Consider the following 22,534-nt stretch of genomic DNA (forward strand, 5'->3'; position numbering starts at 1 on the left):
CGCGAGGTCACAGCTTCGTGGGATGTGAATGGTTGGGCGGGCTCCTAGGTTGGTTTTACCGAAGCCTCAAAAAGGAATTGAAACGTGAACCGCTTTACCCTCTCCATCGCCGCCGCTGCCACAGCCTTGTCCTTTGCCTCGCAAGCTTTTGCCGGGGATCAGTACATTGATGGCACCGGTTTTGCCGCCTCAGGCTATGATGTGGTTGCCTATTTCGACCTGCCGCAAAACGCTGTGGGTCAAAGCCAGCCTGCGCCCGTTGCCGGGGACAAGGACATCACCGCCGAATACAACGGGGCCAAGTTTGCCTTCTCCAGCGAGGCCAACAAGACCGCGTTTCTGGCCGATCCTGCCAAATATGCACCGCAATATGATGGTCACTGCGCTTACGGCGTGTCCAAAGGCGGCAAGGTTCCGGGCAACCCGACCCTGTGGCGGATCGTGGATGACAAGTTGTACCTGAACATCACCAAAAACGTTGTTGGTTTCTGGGAAGAAGACATTCCGGGCAACATTGATCTGGCCGAAGGCAACTGGACCAGCATCGAACCTGCGCCTGCTTCTGATCGTGCCATTCCCAAGTTCACCAGCGCCGCGCCCGTCAACTGATGCGCAGACCCCGGCGCGATCCATCGTTTGAACCGGCGCCCCCCAAGCGGTTTCCGCGTCGGGGGTTCATGCTGGGATCGGTGGCCGGGGTCACATTAAGCGTCTTTTGGGTCGCAAGGTATTACAATATCGGGGCGGAGGTTGGCAGCGCCGACCTGTCCGCCCCGGATGCATTGGCGCAGGCCGATGCCGGACAGATCACCCTCATTGATATTCGACGGCCCGAAGAATGGGCCGCAACGGGCATCGCACAATCTGCGGTGCCGATTGACATGCGCCGCGATGATTTTGGCGCAGCCTTGCTTGCGGCCGTGAACGGCGACAGAACGCGGCCTGTAGCCTTGATTTGTGCCCGGGGCGTGCGCTCTGCCCGGGTGGCCAAGGCGCTGCGCGAGGCCGGGTTTGAACAGGTATTGGATGTGCCGGAGGGCATGGTAGGGTCCGGTGCAGGGCCGGGGTGGATCAGCCGCGGATTGCCGGTACGGCAACCCTGATCATTCTGCCGCGATATGTTCTGCGGCCAAAATCTGATTTTTCATTTTGGACCGTGCGGCGCGGGCGCTGCGTACAATCGCTGGCTCATGCAGGGAGTTGGGGCTGTCCATGCGCAGCCCTTTCATGCCAAGGCGCGATATATTGACCGCCGATAGGGCCGACAATGGCACCGCCGCCACAAGGCTGAACACAATCGGTACCAGCCAGAGCGATATCAACCCGGCCAACAACCCCGCGAGCAGCACCAGCCCGAGCAGGGTTTCGATCCAGTGGAATTTGATCAACGTGGTGATTGGATAGCTTTGTGCGCTGCGCTGTTGCGGGGCCCATGGTTCGGATCGGGTGAATGTGGCCCGCAGCACCGCCTTGGTTTGCTGGATCATCAGCACAGGCGCATAGGCGATAGACAGCGCCACCTCGGCCAAAACCGAGGTCAAGAAAGGCCGCCGCCCGCCAAAGCTTCGGGTCGCGGTCGGGGTGGCCGCAATGATCGCAGCGCCCGCGATTTTCGGGGCCAATAACATTGCGTACATGATCACCAGAAACACGGCACTGTCGATATGGCTCATGGCGGGGGGCCAGTCGGGGAACAGCGGATTGGCCTCGTTGAAATAGCGGATCACGTTGGTTTCCGCGTCTTTGCCAAGCAAGGCCCAGACCACCAGCAAAACAAACCATGCGGGCGATAGAAGATAACTCACTGCCCCATGCAGCAGGTGAAACCGTGACACCGGATGCAGCCCCGCAGTGCGCAGCAATCGCAGATGTTGCAGATTACCCCGGCACCAGCGGCGGTCACGCAGAACATAGTCGATCAACGTGCCGGGGGTCTCTTCAAAACTGCCGGTGACGCGGGGCAGGAACCGCACACGCCATCCCGCACGGCGCAGCAGGCCCGCTTCGACAAAATCATGGCTCAGGATCAAGTCGCTGCGCCCTTTGCGCCCGCGCAGATGCGGCAGGCCCGCACTTTGGGCAAAGGCTCGGGTGCGAATGATCGCATTGTGGCCCCAGTAGTTGCCTTCATTGCGTGCCCAAAGCGCCAGCCCCTCGGCCAGAAGCCAGCCATAGGCGATGTTGGAAAACTGCTGCACGCGGGCAAAGAGAGTGTTGGCCTCGATCAACATCGGAAAGCTCTGGATCAAGCCTGCCTCAGGGTCGTTCGCCAGTTCAGAGGCCAGCCGTTCAATCGCGCGGCCCGTCATCAGGCTGTCGGCGTCCAGTACCAGCATCCCCTCAAACGCCGCGCCCCAGCCGGTGATCCAATTGACCAGATTGCCAACCTTCTTGTCTGTGTTGGCGGTGCGGCGACGATAATAGACTGGAAATTGCCTGGGCGCAGTGGCCCGCAACTGTTCAAACGCCTGCCATTCCTGCGCGGCAATGGCGTCATCCCGTGTGTCGGACAGGATGAACAGGCTATAGCTGTGCGGCCCTTTGCGGGCGGCCAGATCATCCAGCATGGCGGCGGCATTGCCAAAAACATCCCAAGGGACTTCGTTATAGATCGGCACCAAGAGGGCCACATCCATCGGTGTGATGGCAGCCGGGCTTCTTGTGTCAGCCGCCTGCCGTGCCAGTAGCCCAGAAATTGCCACCCCAACTGTGCTGACCGAGAGCGTGACCCAGACAAATGTCAGGCCGATCATCATCAGCAGCGCCCACTCCAGCCCAGTCATGCCGCCGCTGGCCAGCCATCCGTAGATCCCAATCATCAGTGCCAATGTGCCCAGACAGGCCGGCACAAACACCGCCAGACGCCAGCGCCTGTTGCCTATGGGTGCGGCGTTGCGACTGGTGGGCGCATGGGTGAAATCCTGTGCGTCCATATCCAGCGGCGCGGCGGGCGGCATGGCAAAGGGAGGGCAGGCAGGTGCCGTCATGATGCGGTCCACCGATAAAGCCAAACCTCGCTTAAGGGGGCACCGTTCAGCCGCAGTTGCGCCCGGAACTCGGCCAGCGTCGCCTCGCCGGGCTCAAAGGTAAAGGCCAGACGCGGACCGCCGGTTTCGGGATTGCGCTGCACGATGCCAGAGGAAGTGTCACCGGCGCTGGACCGCAGGATAATCTCAACCGCGCTTAGGTCATCCGGCACATGGGCGGCATCTTCAAAATCAATCGCAATGATCTGCCCGCCTTCGGGACGGCCGCCCATAGCGGTGTTGAACACCCGCAGAGGCATGTCCTGTGTAGCCGCAACCGGATCCGCGCCCCAATGCAGGGTATAGCTCATCTGATGCTGAGACCCGGCCCTGAGCGGGGCAGAGGGCCGCCAATAGGCGACGATATTGTCGTAGATCTCAAGGTCTGCGGGGATCTCGACCAGAGTCACCGCTCCTTTGCCCCAATCCTCGCCCGGCGTGATCCAGACGGCGGGGCGCTTGTGATAAAGCGCCTCAAGGTCGTTGAAATCCGAGAACTTGCGCTTGCGCTGCATCAGGCCAAAACCGCGCGGATTGTTGTCGGCAAAGGCGCTGATCTGAAGAGCGGCCGGGTTGGCCAGCGGCCTCCAGATCACCTCGCCGGCGCCATTGTGGATCAGCAGGCCGTCACTGTCATGAACCGCTGGCCGGAAATCCGAAAACCGCTGGCGCATCGTGTCGTCAAACAGGAACATAGAGGTCAACGGCGCAATGCCCAGATGGGTTATGTCGGTGCGGGCAAAAACATGGGCCTCGACCTGCATCTCCAAGACCGCGCCATGCGTGATCTCAAAGCGGTAGGCACCTGTGCAAGACGGGCTGTCGAGCAGGGCATGCAGGACGATGCTGTCACTGCCAGGTGCGGGCGTTTCCAGCCAAAAGGCGGTGAAATCGGGAAACTCTTCGCCCATCGGATCGCCGGTTTTGAGCGCCAGCCCACGCGCGGACAACCCGTAAATCTCGCCCGTGCCAATGCCGCGGAAATAGCTGGCGCCCTGAAAAACCGCATATTCCTGAAAGATACCGGAGGTTTCAAGCTCTGCCCGCAGACGCAAACCGGAATAGCCGAGGGTCTCGTCAAGATCGACATCGGGGAACTTGTCGGTGGTGTCAAAGACCCCCATGTCAAAGCGGACGGGCCGCGATTGGCCATCCTCCACCACATGCAGGGCGACAGCTTGGGGAAAGTAGAGACCGGGGGGAAAGACATCAACGCGCTGCGGCGCATCGCTGTTTTCCCACAGGGCGTTGCGGGCATCAAACCAGATCTTGCGGTACTGGTCATAGGTCAGGTTGCGCCAGCTTTCAGGGATCTGCGGGCGCGGGGTAAAGGGCGCGCGCGCCAATGCGCGGGCGCGGTCCAATACAGTGTCCTGATCAAACGCGGTCGCTTCGGCGGCCAGTTGCAGACCCGGCTCTTCGGCCCAGGCGGTGGCGGGCAGGGCGGCCAGCGCGGCCAGTGATTTGAGAACATCGCGGCGCAGCATCAAGCACCCGCCTTTGCGCGCCATGGTTGGGATTTGAACCAACCCGCGCCGTAGGCCACCGCAATCAGAATTGCCGCGCCGATCAGATTGACCAGCAGGGTGGCAGCCAAACTGCGGCCCAGCACATCAAGCGCAAAACCCATGACCCGCGCCATGAACATGCTCGCAACAAATACTGCCAGTGATTGTTGCCCAACCTTGAGGATCACGGCCAAAGCGCCGGACCAGAACCGCGCCGCTGCGCCGGTGCCACGGGCCAAAAGCCGCGCACCTTTGTCGCCCGCCGCGACCCAGGCCAGATAGGCCAGCGCCAGAAAATGTGCATAGCGCAGAATGCCGAAGTCCGATTTGTTGATCAGCCCGCCGTTTGCAATCCGCCAGTCCTTGGCCCAGTCAAAGCCGAACTCGCGCACGCCAATATTGCTGAGCGGGACATTGGCCAGCACCACAAATGCCGCTACGGCGATCAGGATCTTATGAACCGGCGGCTTGGGCAGCCAGCCGCGCATGAAGGCAAAGCCGGTGAAAAAGATCAGCTGCCAGCCAAACGGGTTGAAAAACCATGACCTGTCGGTCCAGGGCTCTGCCGGGAATTCCAGATGCAGATGTCCAAGGCCAAAGAACTCAAGCAAGGCATCCTGCGCCATCACCCAGACCAACGCAACAAAACCTGCCACCGCCCAGAGGTTGATCCGCGCCAGTGCCATCACCAGCGGCATCATGATCAGAACCACCATATACATCGGCAAAATGTCGAAATAATTCGGCACATAGCGCAGGGTCATAAAGCTGAGCAGGATGTTGGAGTTGTCCCATTTGTCACTTTCGACAAACATCATCCACAGATTCAGCTGGCCCCAATAATTGCGCCCGGTGATGTCCAGCTCTGTCAGATAAACGGTCATCGCCAGTGTCGCAAAAAACAGCCCCACATGCGCCCAATAGACCTGCCAGACCCGGAACAGCACCCGCGCAGTGCCCAGTATCCAGCCCATCCGCACAAAGGCCCCGCCAAAGGCGATGGCGCTGGCCATTCCGGAACAGAACACAAAAATCTCGGTTGCGTCGGAGAACCCCCATCGCGCCGGTATCCAAAGGGTCAGCAGGTTGCCGGGGGTGTGGGCGATCAGGATGATGAACATCGCAATGCCCCGAAAGAAATCCAGTCGCAGATCGCGCACCCGTGTGCCGGATTGTGCGCCCAAGGCGGTCACCGGGCGGGATGGAATTTCGGATGTGGCAGCTGCAAGGCTCATAATGTTCGCTGGGTCCGCAAATCAGGTGGTTATTGCGCCGGGATGCGGCGGGCAGAGGACAGGCGGTCAAATCGGGTTGCGGTAAAGCGGTCCTCGTGACCGGCCCGCAGGGCAAGTCGGTCCAGCAGGATCGCTTCTGTGCCATCCAGATGGCCTGCACGCAGACCTGCGTCAATGGTCATGCGCTCAAACACATCGCGCTGGGCATGACTTCCGCCGATGCTTTGCATTTTTGGGCGGGCTTTCGCCAACAGGGTAAAGGCATCGCCATAGCGCCCCTCGGCAAAGGCGTTGAGACCCTCCAGTGCGGCAAGGCCTGGATCGGCCACGCGGGCGGCCATTTCACCGCTGTCCTTGGCATCGCGGGCAAAGCGGGCGGCCATGGCATCAGCGGCCGTGCCTTCCTTGGCGCCGGAGAGGGCCAGCATGTAATGCAGATCGGCAAAGACAAGGCAACCGTCGTCAATGCGCGGCGCGGCCAATGCACCCAATTCATCCCAACGGGTGCCAACATCAATGCCCTCAAGCTCAAGTCGCATCAGCAGCGAAGTTGCATTGGCGATGTCGCGGTAATCGTCGGTTTTGTCGGCGCGGATCTGGCTGTCATAAAGCGTCAACGCCAGATCCAGTTGACCAAGATCCAGATGCAGCAAGGCTTTATGCCACCAGACGTGATAGCGGAAATTGTTGGACCCGTCCCAAGCGCTTTTGTGGTTTTCGATGAGGGTGATCCCAGCGCCCGGCTCGGCCCGCATATCATGCACGTGGGCAACGGCATGCAGCCCCCATGCATCATCCGGCGCATAGGTCAGACCAGCGCGGCCCGTGTGTTCGGCGCGGGCATATTCGCCGGTTTCCTCAAGCGCAAAGGCATGGCAACCCAGAACATACCCACAAAGCGGATGATCCGGCCCATGCGCAGGCAGAACACGTTCAATGGACCTGCGCATCCCGGCTGCATCCCCACGGATAAAGCGGATGGCCTGACTGGCCTTGGCCGACAATGTGTCTTGGGGTTGATCCTGCAAAGCCTTCTCAAGCGCGGCAATCGCGCCGGTGGGGTGCATGGCCAACCATGCCTCCAGCGCATCTATCCAACAGGCCTCGCGATCAGAGATGGGGCGGGCGGCGCGGGCCGCTTTGGCAGAGGCCAGCGCCCCTTCGGCCACTGCCCACATCTCGGCGCGGCCCAGCATCAGCGAAAAAAGCCCTCTGGCCGCATGGGCCATGGCAAAATCCGGATCAGCCTCCAACGTGGCGCCCAGATGCTGCGGCGTGGCGGTGCCATGTGCCAGAAACGCCCGGATCATCGCATTCCAACTGGTGAGCGCCTCTGCACTTTGCAGTGAAACGGATGCGTTGCAAATATCGACTGTCATCACCGTGGCCTTCTGCGATTGCTGTTCTAAGGCAAAGGGATAGCGGGATTCTGAAAACCGATGAACGGGTCTGACGCGCGTCACACGCCAACGTGAAGCGCACCTGCGCTTTCGTGAGCGAATGTGTCAGTTGGCGGGTTTGCAGGGCGTCTTTGTGCCAGAAGGTATGGATCTTGCCCGCGGATTATCGCTGTGGATCGCCCTTTTGCGGCGCATCTGGTCCCCATGTTTCAAGCACATCACGGGTGTCTTGGCCAAATCGCGGCGGCGGGCGATTGTATTGCACCGGCGTGCGCGACAGTTTCAGAGGATTGCCCAGAAGTTGTAACATCCCGCCCGCAATCTCGGGGCGCGGCATGTCGATCACGGCGCCGCGGGCTTGGGCCTGATCCGACGACAATGCCTCGGCAATGGTGTTGATCGGGCCGCAGGGCACTTTGACAGCTTGCAAGCGCGCAAGCATATCCGCCTTCGCCTGTGTCTTCATCGCAGGTACGATCCGCGCCAAAAGAGCTGCGCGGTTTTCGATGCGGGCCAGATTGGTCTGGAACATCGGATCAGCCGCCAGATCACCCAGCCCCAGCACATCGCAGAACCGCGCAAACTGCGCATCATTGCCGACGGCCAAAAGGATATGACCGTCGCTGCATTCAAAGGCGTCATAGGGCACGATGTTGGGGTGCGCATTTCCGCGCCGCTCCGGCAGGGTGCCAGAGGTCAGGAAATTGGTGCCTTCGTTGATGAGCCACGCCATGGCGCTGTCCACCAAGGACAGGTCGATATGTTGGCCCTCGCCGGTTTGATCGCGGTGCCGCAAAGCGGCCAGAACCCCAATGGTGGCATACATGCCGCACATCACATCCGCGATGCCAACACCCACTTTCATCGGGGCACCGTCAGGTTCGCCGGTGATCGACATAATCCCGCCAAACCCTTGCGCCATCAGGTCATAGCCGGGTTGATCACGGTTCGGGCCGGTCTGGCCATAGCCGGAGATCGAACAATAGATCAGCGCGGGATGCGCGGCCATCAGGCTGGCGTGATCCAACCCATATTTCCTGAGGCCATCGGGTTTGAAATTCTCCACCACGATATCGGCACGGGCCGCGAGGTGGCGCAGGGTTTTCTGGCCATCGGCGGTAGAAATATCAACGGAGATAGAGCGTTTGTTGCGGTTTGCAGCCATGAAATAGGCCGACAAATCTGTGGGATTTCCGTCCGCATCTTTGGCGTAATTCGGGCCCCAGCCACGGGTGTCATCGCCGCCACTGCGCGGGTTCTCCACCTTGATGACCGTTGCGCCCAGATCGCCCAGCATCTGCGTGCAGGTCGGCCCGGCCAGAATGCGGCTCAGGTCGAGGACAAAAATACCGTCCAACGCGCCTTTCGGCTCAGATTCGGTCATCGTAGGCTCCGCGATCAATCACAGCGGCAATCACGGTAAAGGTATCCGCTTGCATGGCTTGCTCAAGCGCGGTTTCTAGCGATTTGCGACTGCGAACGGTTGCGCCGCGCCCGCCGAAGGCCACGCCCATCGCTGCGAAATTGTGGCGGGGGAAATCCACGCCAGAATTGCTAAGCTGTCGTTCACGCTGCTTTTTCTCGATAAGGGCCAGTGAGGCATCGACAAAGACCACAAAGATCGGCGCAAGGTTCAGCTCTGCGGCGGTGGCCAATTCACCGGCCACCATCAAGAACCCCGCGTCGCCGGAGAAGGACACGACACTGCGCTCCGGATCGGCGAGTTTTGCGCCAATGGCCATCGGCACAGCGCAGCCCATCGTACAAAGCGCCGAGGATTGCATCAGATCGCGCGGCGCGTGGCATTCCCACATCTGGCTCAGCAAGATCCGGTGTGCGCCACTGTCGGCAGAGGCGATGGTGCCCTTGGGCAAAACGGCGCGGCAAGTGTCGATCACGGCGGCGGGCCCCCAATCTTCATCATTGGGGAAGGCCGTGCCAAGCGCGGTCTTGAGCTGGTGTATCTCGCCGTCCACCCATGTCGCACGCGGGTCCAGCCCGTCACTGAGGGCGGCAAGGGTCGGGGCGCAGTCGGTCACGAAATTGAGCGTGCTTTGATGCATATAGTGGTGGTTTGGCACGGCGGTGATGTCGATCACGCGCTGGCTGTCCGGGGTCCATACATCGCGCCAGCCGGGGCGCATTTCGATGGGGTCATAGCCGACACAGATGATCAGGTCTGCCGATTGTGTGAAAGGCACCAGATGCTTGTCCGCCAAGGGGGACAGGCCTGCACCACCAAGGGCCAGCGGATGATCCTCGGGCAGCATGCCTTTGGCCTTGTAGGTGGTGATCACCGGTATGTTGTGATCTTCGGCAAATTCGCGCACCGCTTGTCCGGCGTATTGGTTCATCGCATCCACGCCCACAATCATCAGCGGCTTGCGGGCTTCGGCCAGCCAGCTGCGGGCGGTTTCCAGATCCTTTTCCGCCGGAATGCTGGGTGATGCCGGGCGGCGGCGGGCAGGGGCCAGTGCGGGAATGTGGGTGTCGGCCACACCAATCGGCACATCGATATGCACCGGACCCATGCGCCCTTCGGTGGCGATGGCGACGGCTTTGTCTGCAATCACATGGGCGGCGCCAGCAGACAAGCGGAACGAGGCTTTGGTGACCGGTTCGAACACCGCCTGATGATCGACAACCTGATGGGTATAGCGGGCCGCCTCATCCGCATCGACACAGCCGGACAGGACGATCAGCGGCACCTGATCTTGCAATGCGTTGGCCACGGTGTTGACCCCGTTCAATGTGCCGGGGCCGATGGTGCCGACCAGAATGGCAGGCGCGTGATCGCGGTGGTGTACACCTTCGGCCATGAACCCCGCGGCGTTCTCGTGTTTGGCGAGGATAAACCGGATACCGGCCTGTTTCAGCGCATCGATCAAGGTCAGAACCTCGCCCCCCGGCATACCAAAGGCATATCGGCAACCGGCATCATAAAGACGGCGGGCGAGGGCGTCAGCAGCGCGGATCGTATCGGGCATCATCGGACCTTTCGGATGCAGAACTCGGCAGGTTACCAATGCACGGCAGGCGCAAAGGTGCAATCTATTGATCTCTAGAGATTATTACATGGGCGTAAATCCCCCTCACGGATTGGTGAAAGGGGGCGGAGTGGCTGGTTTTCGCAACCAGGCTTATAGCGATCATGCCCGGAGCAAAGGCGTAGCCGCCGGGCAGCGCCAGACCGCCCACCGGGCTGGCGCTTTGGCTACTGGGGCACTTCTCTCGAATAGGAGCGACTGAATGGACCATAAAGTGGCAAGAACGTTTGTTGCTGCGCCATCCCGCAGTCTGGCGCTGCCCGGCTTGACGCTTGAACTCGTGACGCTTGAACTCATGACGCGGGGACGAAAAAGAAAAAGGGCGGCACATTTTCGGCCCGCCCTTCAAATCTTGAAAACTGTTGCCGATCTTACCGGCGGCGGTCGCGCCGTGCTGACATCGGCTGGAACGCCACGCCGACGTGGGCCTCGCAATAGGGTTTGCCCTGCTGCACCGGCAGGCCGCAGAACCAGAAATCTTCGGTCGCGGGATCGCCCACAGGCCATTTGCAGGTGCGTTCGGTCAGTTCCATCAGGCCGATTTTCTTGGCTTTCTTTTCGATCTCGTTGACCTTGGCCAATGCCTCTGGGCTGATCTCGTTCGCCGATGGTTGTGGCGGCAGGGGTTGGCCTGCGGGAATGATCTGCTTGCGGGCGGGCAGGTTGGATTTTGGCGGCGCGGCGGCCTCGGTTTTCATTTCCGGCGCAGCGGGCTTGGGTGCGGCTGGCTTGGCCTTGGGCTCTGCCTTGGGGGCAGGCTTGGCCTTGGGCTCGGATTTCAGCGCGGCGGCCCCCGTGGTCGTGCGGTTCGACAAGCCCAGACGGTGCACTTTGCCAATCACGGCATTGCGCGTCACACCGCCCAGTTCTTTGGCGATCTGGCTTGCGGACTGGCCTTCGCCCCACATTTTCTTGAGTGTCTCTACGCGCTCGTCAGTCCAGGACATTTCCGGTTTCCCTAGCTAAAAAGCGGCCCCCATTGATGGACCGCTTTGTCATGTTCAGTCGTCTATTCTAATCACTCGGGGGCTGGGTGCAAGGTGTGAAGCGTCAAAGTGCCGTATGAGCCGCCGGAGGTTTGGGTTTTTGACGTGCCTCGCGCAGGGCCAGCAGGGCGGCACCGGCGATGATGATGCCTGCGCCGATCAGGGTGACGGCGTCGGGGACGACTCCGTAAAAGATCTGGTCGTAGAGCGCGGCAAAGATCAACGTGCCATAGCTGAAGGGCGCGACAAAGCTGGCATCGGCGCGGGCCATCGCATTGACAAAGCAGGTCTGGGCAACCGCCATGCAGACACCGATCCCGGCCAGCAAGACCCATTGAGCGGTGCTTGGCATTTGCCAAACGGGCAGAACCGCCAAGGTCGCAATACCAAGGCCCATCAGGTTGTTGAAAAACAGGATCTGAAACGGCCCTTCGCGGCCCGTTAGTTTCTTGATGAAAATCAGCTCTAGCCCCATCACCATCGCCGCGCCAAATGCCAAAAGCGCGGCAGGTTGGAAACTTTCCGGCGTAGGGCGCAACAGGATGAACGCGCCAAACAGTGCCAATGCGGCGGCGAACCAACGGATGCGGCCCACAGTCTCGCCAAGCAGGGGAATGGCAAGCATCATGCCAAAAACCGGATTGAGAAATGATATCGCGGTGGCATCGGCCAGCGGAATATAGGCGACAGAGGCAAACATCAGCGTGATCCCCGCCCAGCCACAGCTGGTCCGGGCCAGATGCAGCCTCCAATGCGGCGCGCTGAGGGCGGGGCGCAGGATCATCACAGCCGTCGAAATCGCCATGAACGCAAACAGAAACCTGCCATGGCTGATCTGGAGCGCAGGCAAGGCAGGACCAAGTGCATCATTGCCAAGCGCCTTGGCCATCAAGGTGGTTGCCGCAATAAACGCGGTCGCAACCCCGATCAATCCAGCAGCAAGGGCATTATTTTGGGTCTTGGCTTGATACATGGCCAAGCTATGACCGCAGCGGGGATGGGTCACAAGCGTGAAATTGGGGCTTTGCAACCGTCTCGATTGCCCCTAAGACAGGCCCCATGATCACACAAACGGCATACCTGTCCCGACGACGCTAAGGTTTTATCCCGCTCCCCTGCACAATTGCAGGTGGTGATCTTGTTGCCAGTGTGCAGCCCTCCTTCCAAACTGACTTGACCAGACCCGCCGCCCATGCCCTTTTGGGCCTTTGTTGCGGCCCTTACCTAAGGACACTTTCATGATCTCTTCCGTCTTGCCGACCTATTCGCGTGCTCCGCTCAGCTTTGTCTCCGGACAGGGCAGCTGGTTGATCGAGGCGGATGGCCGACGTTTTCTGGATCTGGGTGCGGGGATTGCTGTGAATGCACTGGGCCATGCCCATCCGGCGCTGGTTGAGGCGCTGACCGCGCAGGCGGGTACGCTTTGGCACACCTCGAACCTCTATCAAATCCCGCAGCAACAGGCGCTGGCGGACAAGCTGGTCGATAACAGCTTTGCCGACACGGTGTTTTTCACCAATTCGGGCACCGAAAGTTGCGAATTGGCGGTGAAGATGGCCCGCAAGTATTTCTACGACAAGGGTCAGCCAGAGCGGGTGGAGATTATTACTTTCTCCGGTTCCTTTCATGGCCGGTCTTCCGCAGGCATCGCGGCGGCAGGGTCAGAGAAGATGACCACGGGTTTTGGCCCGTTGTTGCCTGGATTTGTGCATCTGGACTTTGGTGATCACGAGGCGTTGCAAGCGGCGATCACAGAAAAGACCGCCGGTATCCTGGTTGAGCCTGTGCAGGGCGAGGGCGGCATTCGCCCTTTGCCGGATGCTTGTCTCAAGGGGCTGCGCGATCTGTGCGATGAACATGGCATTCTGATGATGCTGGACGAGGTGCAATGCGGGGTCGGCCGGACGGGCAAGCTGTTTGCCCACGAATGGGCCGGCGTTGGGCCGGATATTATGATGGTGGCCAAGGGCATTGGCGGGGGGTTCCCGTTGGGTGCGGTTCTGGCGACCGAAGAGGCGGCCTCGGGCATGACCGCTGGCACCCATGGGTCCACCTATGGCGGCAATCCATTGGGCTGTGCGGTGGGCAATGCGGTGATTGATATCGTCGCTGATCCGGCTTTTCTGGCCGAGGTAAACCGCAAGGCCGGCCTGCTGCGGCAAAAGCTCGAAGGGCTGATCGCCAGCCATCCGGACGTGTTCGAAGAGGTGCGCGGATCAGGTCTGATGCTGGGGATCAAGTGCAAAGCCGTAAACGCGGACGTGGTCAAGGCTGGCTACGACGCCGAGGTGATCACCGTGCCCGCGGCGGACAATGTGATCCGACTGCTGCCCGCGTTGAATATCAGCGATGACGAGATCGCCGAAGCGGTCACGCGCCTTGACCGCGCCGCCACCAGCCTAGGCGCGTGATCCCGAATTGACCAAAGACCAAAAGCTCCGCCGTCTTTGGCGCGAACTTGACGAGAAAGAATACCGATGAACCATTTTCTAGACATTCACCAAACCTCTGCCACCGATTTGCGCAGCATTATCGACGATGCCGCCGCGATGAAAAAATCGCGGGCGGGCCGTCCGCGCGGTGCGCCTGATGATGATCAGCCGCTGAAAGATCACATGGTTGCGCTGATCTTTGAAAAGCCATCGACACGGACGCGGGTGTCCTTTGACGTGGGGGTGCGGCAGATGGGCGGGCAAACCATGGTGTTGTCGGGGGCCGATATGCAGTTGGGCCACGGCGAGACCATTGCAGACACCGCGCGGGTGCTGAGCCGTTATGTCGATCTGATCATGATCCGCACATTTGAGGAACAGACCCTGCTGGACATGGCCGAATATGCCACGGTGCCGGTGATCAACGGCCTGACCAACCGCACCCATCCTTGTCAGATCATGGCAGATATCCAGACGTTCGAAGAACACAACGGCCCGATCAAGGGCAAAAAGGTGGTCTGGTCCGGGGACGGCAACAACGTTTTTGCCAGTTTTGCCCATGCGGCCAAACAGTTTGAGTTTGACCTGACCTTCACCGGCCCGCCGCCGCTGGACCCCGAAGCCGCGCTTGACGGGCTCTACACAATCGAGCGCGATCCGCAAAAGGCGGTTGAGGGCGCCGATCTGGTCGTCACAGACACTTGGGTGTCGATGCATGATCCGCAATCAGCCCGCGAACGGCGGCACAACCAGCTGCGCGGCTATCAGGTCAATGATGCGTTGATGGCGCAAGCCAAGGATGATGCGCTCTTTATGCATTGCCTGCCTGCGCACCGCGATGACGAGGCCACCAGCAGCGTCATGGACGGGCCGCATTCGGTGATCTTTGACGAGGCGGAAAACCGTTTGCATGCGCAAAAGGCGATTATGCGGTGGTGTCTTGGCCGCTGAGCCACGCATTGTCATTGCCGGGGCGGGGGCCATCGGGTGTTTTGTCGGCGGCCTTTTGGCCGCTGGCGGGCGGCGGGTCACGTTGCTGGTGCGGCCACGGGTGGCACAGGAAATCCGGTCGCATGGCCTGACGCTCACGGATTTTGGCGGCATGGCGGTGCAGATCGGTACGGATCGTCTGGCGCTGTCCGAAGATCCGGCCTGTCTGGCGCGGGCAGATGTGGTGTTGGTCACCGTCAAGTCGGGCGATACGGCGACCATCGCGGAACTCATCGACCAACACGCCCCGATCAAGGCGCCGGTGATCAGCCTGCAAAACGGGTTGCGCAACGGGGCGCTGTTGCAAGAGGCGCTGCCGGGGCATGACGTGCGCGGCGGGATGGTGCCGTTCAACGTCGTCCCGATGGGGCAGGGATGTTATCACCGCGCCACCAGCGGCGATGTGGTCATTGCGGGGGGCGCAGGCGATTTGGAGGGCTTGCTGTCGGTGCCGCATCTCAGCACAACCAGCAGCCGCGATATCGAGGCGGTGCAATGGGGCAAGTTCCTGATCAACCTCAACAACGCGCTGAACGCGCTCAGCGGGCTGCCCTTGGCGGAACAATTGCGGGATCGGTCTTGGCGGCGGCTGATGGCGGATCAATGGCGGGAGGCTTTGGGCGTTCTACGCGGCGCGGGCATTCGGCCTGTGTCGATGACGCCGGTTTCTGTGGGGGTCATCCCGTTTATTCTGCGCCTGCCGACGCCTCTGTTCTCGCGTATTGCGGCCTCGATGCTGACCATTGACGCGCAGGCGCGGACCTCGATGGCGCTGGATTTGATGGCGGGTCGACCGACAGAGATCGACAGCCTTCAAGGCGCGGTGATTGCCATGGCAAAGGCGCAAGGCCGCCCCGCGCCGATTTGCACCATGGTGGCAGAGGTGATCCGCACCGCAGAGCTGGCAGAGGAAGGTTTGCCAGACCTCAGCGCCGCAGCTTTGCGCCGCGAGATCCGGCAGGGTACTTCTTAGTTTATGACTGCGTTCAAGACGTAGAAGACAATCGCCGACATCGTCGCGGCGGCGGGTACGGTGATCACCCATGCAGCGACAATCGTCATGAAGTGGGAGCGGCGCACCAGCTTGCGGCGGCGGCGTTCCTCGGGGGCGATACGTTTGACGGTGCCTGCGGTTTCGCCGGGGCGGCGCAGACGGCGTTCCATGTGCCATTCGCGGTAGAACCCAACCCCAAAGACACCGCCAACGGCGATATGTGTGGAACTGACCGGCAGGCCAAGCCAAGAGGCGATAATCACGGTGATTGCTGCCGAGAGGGCCACACAATAGGCGCGCATCGGGTTCAGCTTGGTGATCTGGCTGCCAACCATGCGGATCAGTTTGGGACCGAACAGAAACAGACCAAACGAGATACCAAAGGCCCCGATGACCATCACCCACATGGGGATGGAAACCTTAGCCTCAAAGCCGCCAAATTCGGTGGCATGCACAATCGCTGCCAGCGGACCGACCGCATTGGCTACATCGTTTGCACCATGGGCAAAGCTGAGCAATGCAGCCGACAGGACCAGCGGCAGGCCAAACAGGATCTTGACGGATTTGTTGCGATTTTCCATGCCTACAGAGGCGCGGCGCACCAGCGGCGCAGAAATGGCATAGGCCAACGCCCCCAGCAGAACCCCGATTAGCAAAGCTGTGGGCAAGTCGATCTTGATGATCCGTTTCAGCCCCTTGAGCGCCAGATAAGATGCAAAAACACCGGCCATAACGCCGACGAGGACAGGTACCCAGCGGCGGGCGGCGGCGATTTTATCGTCCTGATAGATGATCCGCGCCTTGATAAAGGCAAGGAACATGGCGGCCACTGCGCCGCCCAGAACCGGGGAAATCACCCAGCTGGCAGCGATAAGGCCCATGGACGGCCAGTTCACAGCTGTCAAACCGGCGGCTGCGATGCCTGCGCCCATCACCCCGCCCACGACAGAGTGGGTGGTGGAGACCGGCGCGCCAACCCAAGTGGCAAGGTTGACCCAAAGCGCTGATGAGATCAGCGCAGCCATCATCGCCCAGATGAACACCTGTGTGTCGGCGATAGAGGCAGGATCAATGATGCCTTTGGAAATGGTCGAAACAACATCACCGCCCGCCAGCAATGCGCCGGCACTTTCGCACAAGGCTGCGATCACAATGGCCCCGCCCATGGTCAGGGCGTTGGCGCCCACCGCAGGGCCCATGTTGTTGGCCACGTCGTTTGCGCCGATGTTCACTGCCATATAGGCCCCAAAGACAGCGGCGGCGACAACCACAAAGCTGGTCGGGGTCTGGCCAAAGAAGACTGCGGCAATCACTCCGGCCAGCACCATAAAGGCCAGTGCGATACCGGGCCCCACCAGCGGACGGGCGACATAGGTCGTGGCCAGCTCAACCTGTGAGATGCGGTTGAGGTCTGTATCAAGTGTTTTCCACTGACTGCCCTGCGGGCCTTTGTCCGTCGCCATGCCTGTACCTTCCAAGGAAGTGATTGATCCGGTGGGGAGGTGGCATACCAAGCGCCGCCGCGCAAGCGCAGCGTCACAAAACCGTCACATTTTACGGCGGATTGAGGCTTTTGGGTGGGTTTGCCGGGCTAGCGTGCGATCAAAGCGCGTTCAAGATTGCCTTAAGGTCCGGCTCGTCCACCAGATTGGCGGCGTCCTGGGGGGCAAACCACGCGCGTTTGCGGGCGTCGGCCTCTGGATAGTCTTCGCTCAGATCGCGCACACGGGTCAAATAGACCTGCGCCTCAACCGGCACAGTCAGCCCTTCGCCCAGCCCCTTGGCATATTCGTAAAAGCCAACCGGATCGCTTTCGATGTCCGCTTGGGTCACGCCAGCCTCTTCCCATGCTTCTTGCAAGGCGGAGCCGGGACCATCAAGCCCGTCAATCGGCCAGCCCTTAGGCACGATCCACCGGCCCGTGTCGCGGCTGGTGATCAGCAGGACCCGTTTGCCATTTTCGGTTTCGCGGTAACACAGCGCTGCAACCTGCAAGCGTTTGGGGCGCTGCAACAGCGGCAACAGCATGTCATCCCATGCACGTCTGAACGAGTGTATCATATTGACCTGGTTTCGTTTTGTAGGTTTTTGTTCTGCTCTGGCTCTACATATAGGTGTAAATCGGTCAAAGATCAAATCTGGGGCGGTTTTCTGCGCTGCGGGGGTGGTTGTACAAACGAAAAAGGCCGCGCAGCCCATAGGGTTACGCGGCCTTGGTTTCGCTTTGAACAGGTTTATCCGATGATGCTGTTCAATGTCGCGGAGGAGCGCATGACAGCCGCCGTTTTGGCTGCATCGGTGCGGAAATATCCGCCCAGATCGGCGGGGGATCCTTGCGCCGCTGCCAGTTCCGCGATGATCTTCGCTTCGCCTTCGGCCAATGCCTTGGCGATGGGTGCAAAATGCGCGGCAAGATCTGCATCATCCGATTGCGCGGCCAAGGCTTCGGCCCAGTAGCGTGCGAACCAATAGTGGCTGTCGCGGTTGTCCGGCTCACCCACCTTGCGGGAAGGAGAGCGGCCATGGTCGAGAATGCCTTGCGTGGCGGCATCCACGGCCTGACCCAGAACGCGGGCTTTGGCGTTGCCTTTGCTGTCGGCCAGGAAGGTCAGGCTTTCACCCAAGGCGCAGAATTCGCCAAGGCTGTCCCAACGCAGGTGGTTTTCCTCGACCAACTGCTGAACGTGCTTGGGGGCAGAGCCGCCCGCGCCGGTTTCAAACAAGCCGCCGCCGTTCATCAGTTTCACGATCGACAGCATCTTGGCGGAAGTCGCCAATTCAAGGATCGGGAACAGATCAGTCAGGTAGTCGCGCAACACGTTGCCAGTGATGGCGATGGTGTTCTCACCCTTGGTGATGGTCTCGAACGAGGCGCGTGTGGCTTCGCGCGGGGCCATGATTTCAAACTTGTCGGCAACGCCTTTGGCCTCAAGGATAGGTTTGACATAGGTGATCAGTTCCGCGTCATGGGCGCGGTTTGCGTCCAGCCAGAAAATCGCGCGGCAGCCTTCGGCCTTTTGACGATCAATTGCGAGATTCACCCAGTCTTCGATAGGGGCCTTGCGGGCAGAGGCAGAGCGCCAGATGTCGCCAACTTCAACCGCGTGGGAATGCAGCACCGTGCCGTCATCGAGGATCATCTTGACGGTGCCCGCCTCGGGGATCTCGAATGTGGTCGGGTGAGAGCCGTATTCCTCGGCCTTTTGAGCCATCAGGCCGATGTTCTGAACCGTGCCTGCGGTGGCCGGGTTCATCTTGCCGTTCTCTTTGAAGAACTTGATGGTCTCGTCGTAGACCGGCGCATAGGAATTGTCTGGGATCACGCAATTGGTGTCCGCTTCCTTGCCGTCCGGCCCCCAACCTTTGCCGCCAGCGCGGATCAGCGCGGGCATAGAAGCGTCGATGATCACGTCAGAGGACACATGCAGGTTGGTGATGCCTTTGTCGGAATCCACCATGTACATCGGCGGGCGGGCGGCCATGCAGGCCTCGATATCTGCCATGATCGCCGCATCGCCTTCGACACGGGTCAGCAGATCCCCCAGACCAGAGTTTGGGTTCACACCCAGTTCGGCCATCTTGTCACCGTGGGCGTCAAACACCGGGGCGAGGAAGGCCTTGACCGCGTGACCAAAGATGATCGGGTCAGAGACCTTCATCATCGTGGCTTTCATGTGCAAAGAAAACAGCGTGCCAGCGGCCTTGGTCTTTTCAATCTCGCTGGCGAGAAAGCCTTTCAAGGCGGCTGCGCTCATGAAGGTGGCGTCAACAACGGTTCCGGCAGGATAGGCGATGCCGTCTTTCAGAACGGTTTCGCCTGCGGCTGTTTCCAGTACGATCTTGGCGGTGCTGTCTTGAGGCAGGGTCGCGGACACCTCGTTGGAAAAGAAGTCACCACCGGACATCGAGGACACTTCGGTTTGGCTGTCTGCGGACCAGTCGCCCATGCGGTGCGGGTTGTTCTGGGCAAAGCTTTTCACGGCCTTGGCGGCGCGGCGGTCCGAGTTGCCTTCGCGCAGGACCGGGTTCACGGCAGAGCCTTTGATGCCGTCATATTTGGCGCGGGTAGCTTTTTCTGCGTCTGTCTCGGGTGCTTCGGCGTAGTCGGGCAGGGCAAAGCCTTGCGACTGAAGCTCTTTGATCGCGGCAACAAGTTGCGGCACGGAGGCCGAGATGTTTGGCAGTTTGATCACGTTGGCGTCGGGCGTTTTGACCAGACGGCCCAGTTCGGCCAGATCATCGGACTGCTGCTGTGCTTCGCTCAGATGCTCGGGGAAGGTGGCGAGGATACGCCCGGCAAGGCTGATGTCCTTGGTCCCGACAGAGACACCGGCGGCGGCGGCAAATTTCTGGATGACAGGGAGAAAAGATGCGGACGCCAGTTCCGGCGCTTCGTCCACTTTGGTGTAAATGATATCGGACATAGGAATCTCCTCATGTGTGAATTTGCCGCTTCATAGCGGGTTCATCTGGGCGCGTCTACGGTATACCATTGTATACGATGCGGCATATTGAACTTTTTTGACGGTTTTTGCCCATGTGGCTGGGATTTGGCCGGTTTGGCAGGGCTTGCGCGGTGGCCGGAGAGGCGAATGTCTATTGGCCTTCCTGAGGTGGGCCGCTTAAATGGGGCAGACAACAGGCGTTTTCATCGACACATCCGGGAGCAGCGGCAGCCATGAACAAACAGTCAAAGGGTGCGGATATTGGTGTCTATGGGTTGGGCACAATGGGTTCTGCACTGGCGTTGAATTTGGCCGACAGCGGTTTTGATGTGGCAGTGTCAAACCGCGAGGCCAATTGGATTGACGATTTCATCAAAGAAGCCGGCCCCCTGGCCAAGCGGCTGACCGGGCAGGCCGATTTGGCAGATTTTGTTGCGGCCATTGCACGGCCACGCAGCATCCTGTTCATGATCCCATCCGGCGCGCCGATGGACGCTATGATCGAGGCCATTCGCCCGCATCTGGAGGAGGGGGATACGATCATTGACGGTGGGAATGCCAATTTCAATGACACCCGCCGCCGTTCCGCTGATCTGGCTGGTACGGGGCTGCATTTTGTCGGGATGGGCGTATCGGGGGGCGAAGAGGGCGCCCGGCACGGCCCGTCGATGATGGTGGGCGGCACGGATCATTCATGGACCAGCCTGCGCCCGATGGCCGAGGCGATTGCAGCAAAGTTCAAGGGCGAGCCTTGCGTGGCGCATCTGGGGCCGGATGGCGCGGGGCATTTTGTAAAGACAGTGCACAATGGCATCGAATATGCCGATATGCAGATGATCGCCGAGATTTACGGTTTGCTGCGCGATGCGGGCGGACAATCGGCGCCGCAGATCGGTGCGCTGTTTGAGGGTTGGACCGACGGCCCGCTGAGTTCCTATTTGATCGAGGTCTCCGCCGCGGCGCTTTTGTCAATCGACAGCAAGACCGGCCAACCGATGGTGGATGTGATCCGCGATCAAGCCGGGCAAAAAGGCACGGGCCGCTGGACTCTGATCGAGGCGCTGAAGATGGGTCAATCGGCCAATACCATTGAGGCGGCGGTGGGTGCGCGTGGCTGGTCCTCGGAAAAAGACACACGGGTGATGGCCGAACCCTTGTTGGCAGCTGGTACGCTTGCGGCAGATATGCCAAGCGACGCGGATCTGGAACAGGCGATGTTGGCGGGGCGCATTCTGGCCCATGCGCAGGGGTTTCGTATCCTTTGGGCGGCGTCGGATGAATTTGACTGGTCCCTCGACATGGCGCGGATATCAGAGATCTGGCGGGCCGGATGTATCATCCGCTCGGCCTTGCTGGACGAATTTGCGGATGCGTTTCGCGGGGATTTACCTGCTGAGCACCTGATCCTTGCGCCTGCTATGCGGGCAAGGCTTGAGGCATCCGTGCCAGCATTGCGGCGGGTTTTGTCAGCGGCCATCGCGCAAGGCGTGGCGATGCCGGCATTGGCGGCCTCGCTGGCGTGGTACGATACCATGCGCCGGGGCCGCGGCACCGCTAACCTTATACAGGCGCAGCGGGATTTCTTTGGGGCGCATGGCTTTGCCCGCACCGACGAAGACGGCAAATTTCACGGTGATTGGAACGCGCTGTAAAGCCTGATCCTAGGCGAACGGATCTACCGGATAGCTGACATGCGCCAGATAGAGACCCTGCGGAGGGCAGACCGGCCCGCAGGCCGCGCGGTCGCGGGCCTCCAGCGCGGCTTGAGCATCCTGCGGCGTCCATGATCCGGCGCCGACCCGTTCCAACGTCCCAACAAAGCTGCGGACCTGATTGTGCAAAAAGGACCGCGCCCGCACATCAAAGTGGAACTCGGTACCGCCCGCTGTTTCGACCCGGCTGACCTTCAGATGGTCCAGCGTCTTAACCGGGCTTTCGGCCTGACAGATGGTTGAGCGGAAGGTGGTGAAATCATGTTTGCCCACCAGAATATCCGCAGCGCCCTGCATGGCGGTTTCATCCAGATCATGTTTGACCTGCCAGACCAGCCCTTCTTGATGGGTGGCCGGGGCGCGGCGCGATAGGATACGGAACAGATAGCGCCGCTCAAGTGCCGAGAACCGCGCGTGAAAATCTTCCTCAACAGCCACACAGGCGGTGATCGCCACGGGCTGCGGCTTGAGATGGTAATTGAGCGCCTCTGACAGGCGAAACGCCTCCCAATCGCCGATCATGTCACAATGAGCCACCTGCGCCAGCCCATGCACGCCCGCATCGGTGCGCCCGGCGGCGGCGATGGTGTGATCGCGCGGCTCAAGCTTGGCCAAGGCCGCCTCAATCGCGCCCTGCACAGAAGGCAGGTTCACCTGCCGCTGCCAACCGACAAAGGGCGCGCCATGATATTCGATTTTTAAGGCAAAACGGGGCATGCGCCGCGTCTAGCGCGGTGGCTGGCGTCTGGCAATCCCTCA

Annotated in this window: 18 protein-coding genes; 6 read left to right on the forward strand and 12 right to left on the reverse strand. The window is 60.5% G+C overall.

The features are described from left to right. Positions 1-84 precede the first annotated feature (84 nt). Together C8N31_RS08985 and C8N31_RS08990 are read left to right on the forward strand one after the other, a co-directional pair. Entirely contained in the window at positions 85-609 is a 525-nt protein-coding gene (locus tag C8N31_RS08985) for a YHS domain-containing (seleno)protein (RefSeq protein ID WP_025049842.1), read from the forward strand. Then, positions 609-1,103, forward strand: a complete 495-nt coding sequence (locus tag C8N31_RS08990) for a rhodanese-like domain-containing protein (protein WP_025049843.1) — start codon at positions 609-611, stop codon at positions 1,101-1,103. Before C8N31_RS08985 ends, C8N31_RS08990 begins: the two co-directional genes overlap by 1 nt. Here the strand turns inward: C8N31_RS08990 and mdoH are convergent, their stop codons facing one another. The 8 genes from mdoH to C8N31_RS09030 all read right to left on the reverse strand — a co-directional run bounded on the left by mdoH (position 1,104) and on the right by C8N31_RS09030 (position 12,175). Continuing rightward, positions 1,104-2,987, reverse strand: a complete 1,884-nt coding sequence (mdoH, locus tag C8N31_RS08995) for a glucans biosynthesis glucosyltransferase MdoH (RefSeq protein ID WP_025049844.1) — start codon at positions 2,985-2,987, stop codon at positions 1,104-1,106. Further along, positions 2,984-4,513 (reverse strand): OpgD/OpgG family glucan biosynthesis protein, encoded by a 1,530-nt coding sequence (locus C8N31_RS09000; RefSeq protein ID WP_025049845.1) that lies wholly within the window; start codon positions 4,511-4,513, stop codon positions 2,984-2,986. The genes mdoH and C8N31_RS09000 overlap by 4 nt, the downstream gene beginning before the upstream one ends. Next, positions 4,513-5,769 (reverse strand): OpgC family protein, encoded by a 1,257-nt coding sequence (locus C8N31_RS09005; protein ID WP_025049846.1) that lies wholly within the window; start codon positions 5,767-5,769, stop codon positions 4,513-4,515. The genes C8N31_RS09000 and C8N31_RS09005 overlap by 1 nt, the downstream gene beginning before the upstream one ends. A gap of 29 nt (positions 5,770-5,798) precedes the next feature. After that, on the reverse strand, positions 5,799-7,148 hold the full coding sequence (locus C8N31_RS09010) for a tetratricopeptide repeat protein (RefSeq protein ID WP_025049847.1): 1,350 nt from the start codon (positions 7,146-7,148) through the stop codon (positions 5,799-5,801). A gap of 184 nt (positions 7,149-7,332) precedes the next feature. Continuing rightward, entirely contained in the window at positions 7,333-8,553 is a 1,221-nt protein-coding gene (locus C8N31_RS09015) for a CaiB/BaiF CoA transferase family protein (protein WP_025049848.1), read from the reverse strand. Continuing rightward, positions 8,540-10,156 carry a thiamine pyrophosphate-binding protein gene (locus C8N31_RS09020; protein ID WP_025049849.1) on the reverse strand — a complete coding sequence of 539 codons (1,617 nt, stop codon included), beginning with the start codon at positions 10,154-10,156 and terminating at the stop codon, positions 8,540-8,542. Before C8N31_RS09020 ends, C8N31_RS09015 begins: the two co-directional genes overlap by 14 nt. A gap of 431 nt (positions 10,157-10,587) precedes the next feature. Beyond that, positions 10,588-11,163 (reverse strand): GcrA family cell cycle regulator, encoded by a 576-nt coding sequence (locus C8N31_RS09025; RefSeq protein WP_025049850.1) that lies wholly within the window; start codon positions 11,161-11,163, stop codon positions 10,588-10,590. Between the two features lie 103 nt (positions 11,164-11,266). Further along, entirely contained in the window at positions 11,267-12,175 is a 909-nt protein-coding gene (locus C8N31_RS09030) for a DMT family transporter (protein ID WP_025049851.1), read from the reverse strand. Positions 12,176-12,440: 265 nt separating this feature from the next. Here C8N31_RS09030 and C8N31_RS09035 point away from each other — a divergent pair, with 265 nt between their 5' ends. From C8N31_RS09035 to C8N31_RS09045, 3 genes are all read left to right on the forward strand, one after another. Beyond that, a complete protein-coding gene (locus tag C8N31_RS09035) occupies positions 12,441-13,613 on the forward strand; it encodes an aspartate aminotransferase family protein (RefSeq protein ID WP_025049852.1) in 1,173 nt (390 codons plus the stop codon). 66 nt (positions 13,614-13,679) lie between these two features. Further along, complete coding sequence (gene argF, locus C8N31_RS09040) at positions 13,680-14,585, forward strand: ornithine carbamoyltransferase (protein WP_025049853.1); 906 nt, start codon at positions 13,680-13,682, stop codon at positions 14,583-14,585. Further along, positions 14,575-15,597: a 2-dehydropantoate 2-reductase gene (locus C8N31_RS09045; protein WP_025049854.1), complete on the forward strand. Its 1,023-nt coding sequence runs from the start codon at positions 14,575-14,577 to the stop codon at positions 15,595-15,597. The genes argF and C8N31_RS09045 overlap by 11 nt, the downstream gene beginning before the upstream one ends. On the opposite strand, the gene C8N31_RS09050 is transcribed toward C8N31_RS09045, so the two are convergent. The 3 genes from C8N31_RS09050 to C8N31_RS09060 all read right to left on the reverse strand — a co-directional run bounded on the left by C8N31_RS09050 (position 15,594) and on the right by C8N31_RS09060 (position 20,042). After that, positions 15,594-17,081: an inorganic phosphate transporter gene (locus C8N31_RS09050; protein WP_025049855.1), complete on the reverse strand. Its 1,488-nt coding sequence runs from the start codon at positions 17,079-17,081 to the stop codon at positions 15,594-15,596. The two genes, C8N31_RS09045 and C8N31_RS09050, sit on opposite strands and share 4 nt — an antisense overlap. Before the next feature lie 139 nt (positions 17,082-17,220). Continuing rightward, positions 17,221-17,679, reverse strand: a complete 459-nt coding sequence (locus tag C8N31_RS09055; protein ID WP_025049856.1) for an NUDIX hydrolase — start codon at positions 17,677-17,679, stop codon at positions 17,221-17,223. Between the two features lie 173 nt (positions 17,680-17,852). Continuing rightward, positions 17,853-20,042 carry an NADP-dependent isocitrate dehydrogenase gene (locus C8N31_RS09060; RefSeq protein ID WP_025049857.1) on the reverse strand — a complete coding sequence of 730 codons (2,190 nt, stop codon included), beginning with the start codon at positions 20,040-20,042 and terminating at the stop codon, positions 17,853-17,855. Between the two features lie 254 nt (positions 20,043-20,296). Here C8N31_RS09060 and gndA point away from each other — a divergent pair, with 254 nt between their 5' ends. Next, positions 20,297-21,715, forward strand: a complete 1,419-nt coding sequence (gene gndA, locus C8N31_RS09065) for an NADP-dependent phosphogluconate dehydrogenase (protein WP_025049858.1) — start codon at positions 20,297-20,299, stop codon at positions 21,713-21,715. A 9-nt stretch (positions 21,716-21,724) separates the two neighbouring features. On the opposite strand, the gene truA is transcribed toward gndA, so the two are convergent. Further along, complete coding sequence (gene truA / locus C8N31_RS09070) at positions 21,725-22,492, reverse strand: tRNA pseudouridine(38-40) synthase TruA (protein WP_025049859.1); 768 nt, start codon at positions 22,490-22,492, stop codon at positions 21,725-21,727. Between the last annotated feature and the right edge of the window lie 42 nt (positions 22,493-22,534).

This window comes from Sulfitobacter mediterraneus (assembly GCF_003054325.1).
Taxonomy (GTDB): Bacteria; Pseudomonadota; Alphaproteobacteria; order Rhodobacterales; family Rhodobacteraceae; genus Sulfitobacter; species Sulfitobacter mediterraneus.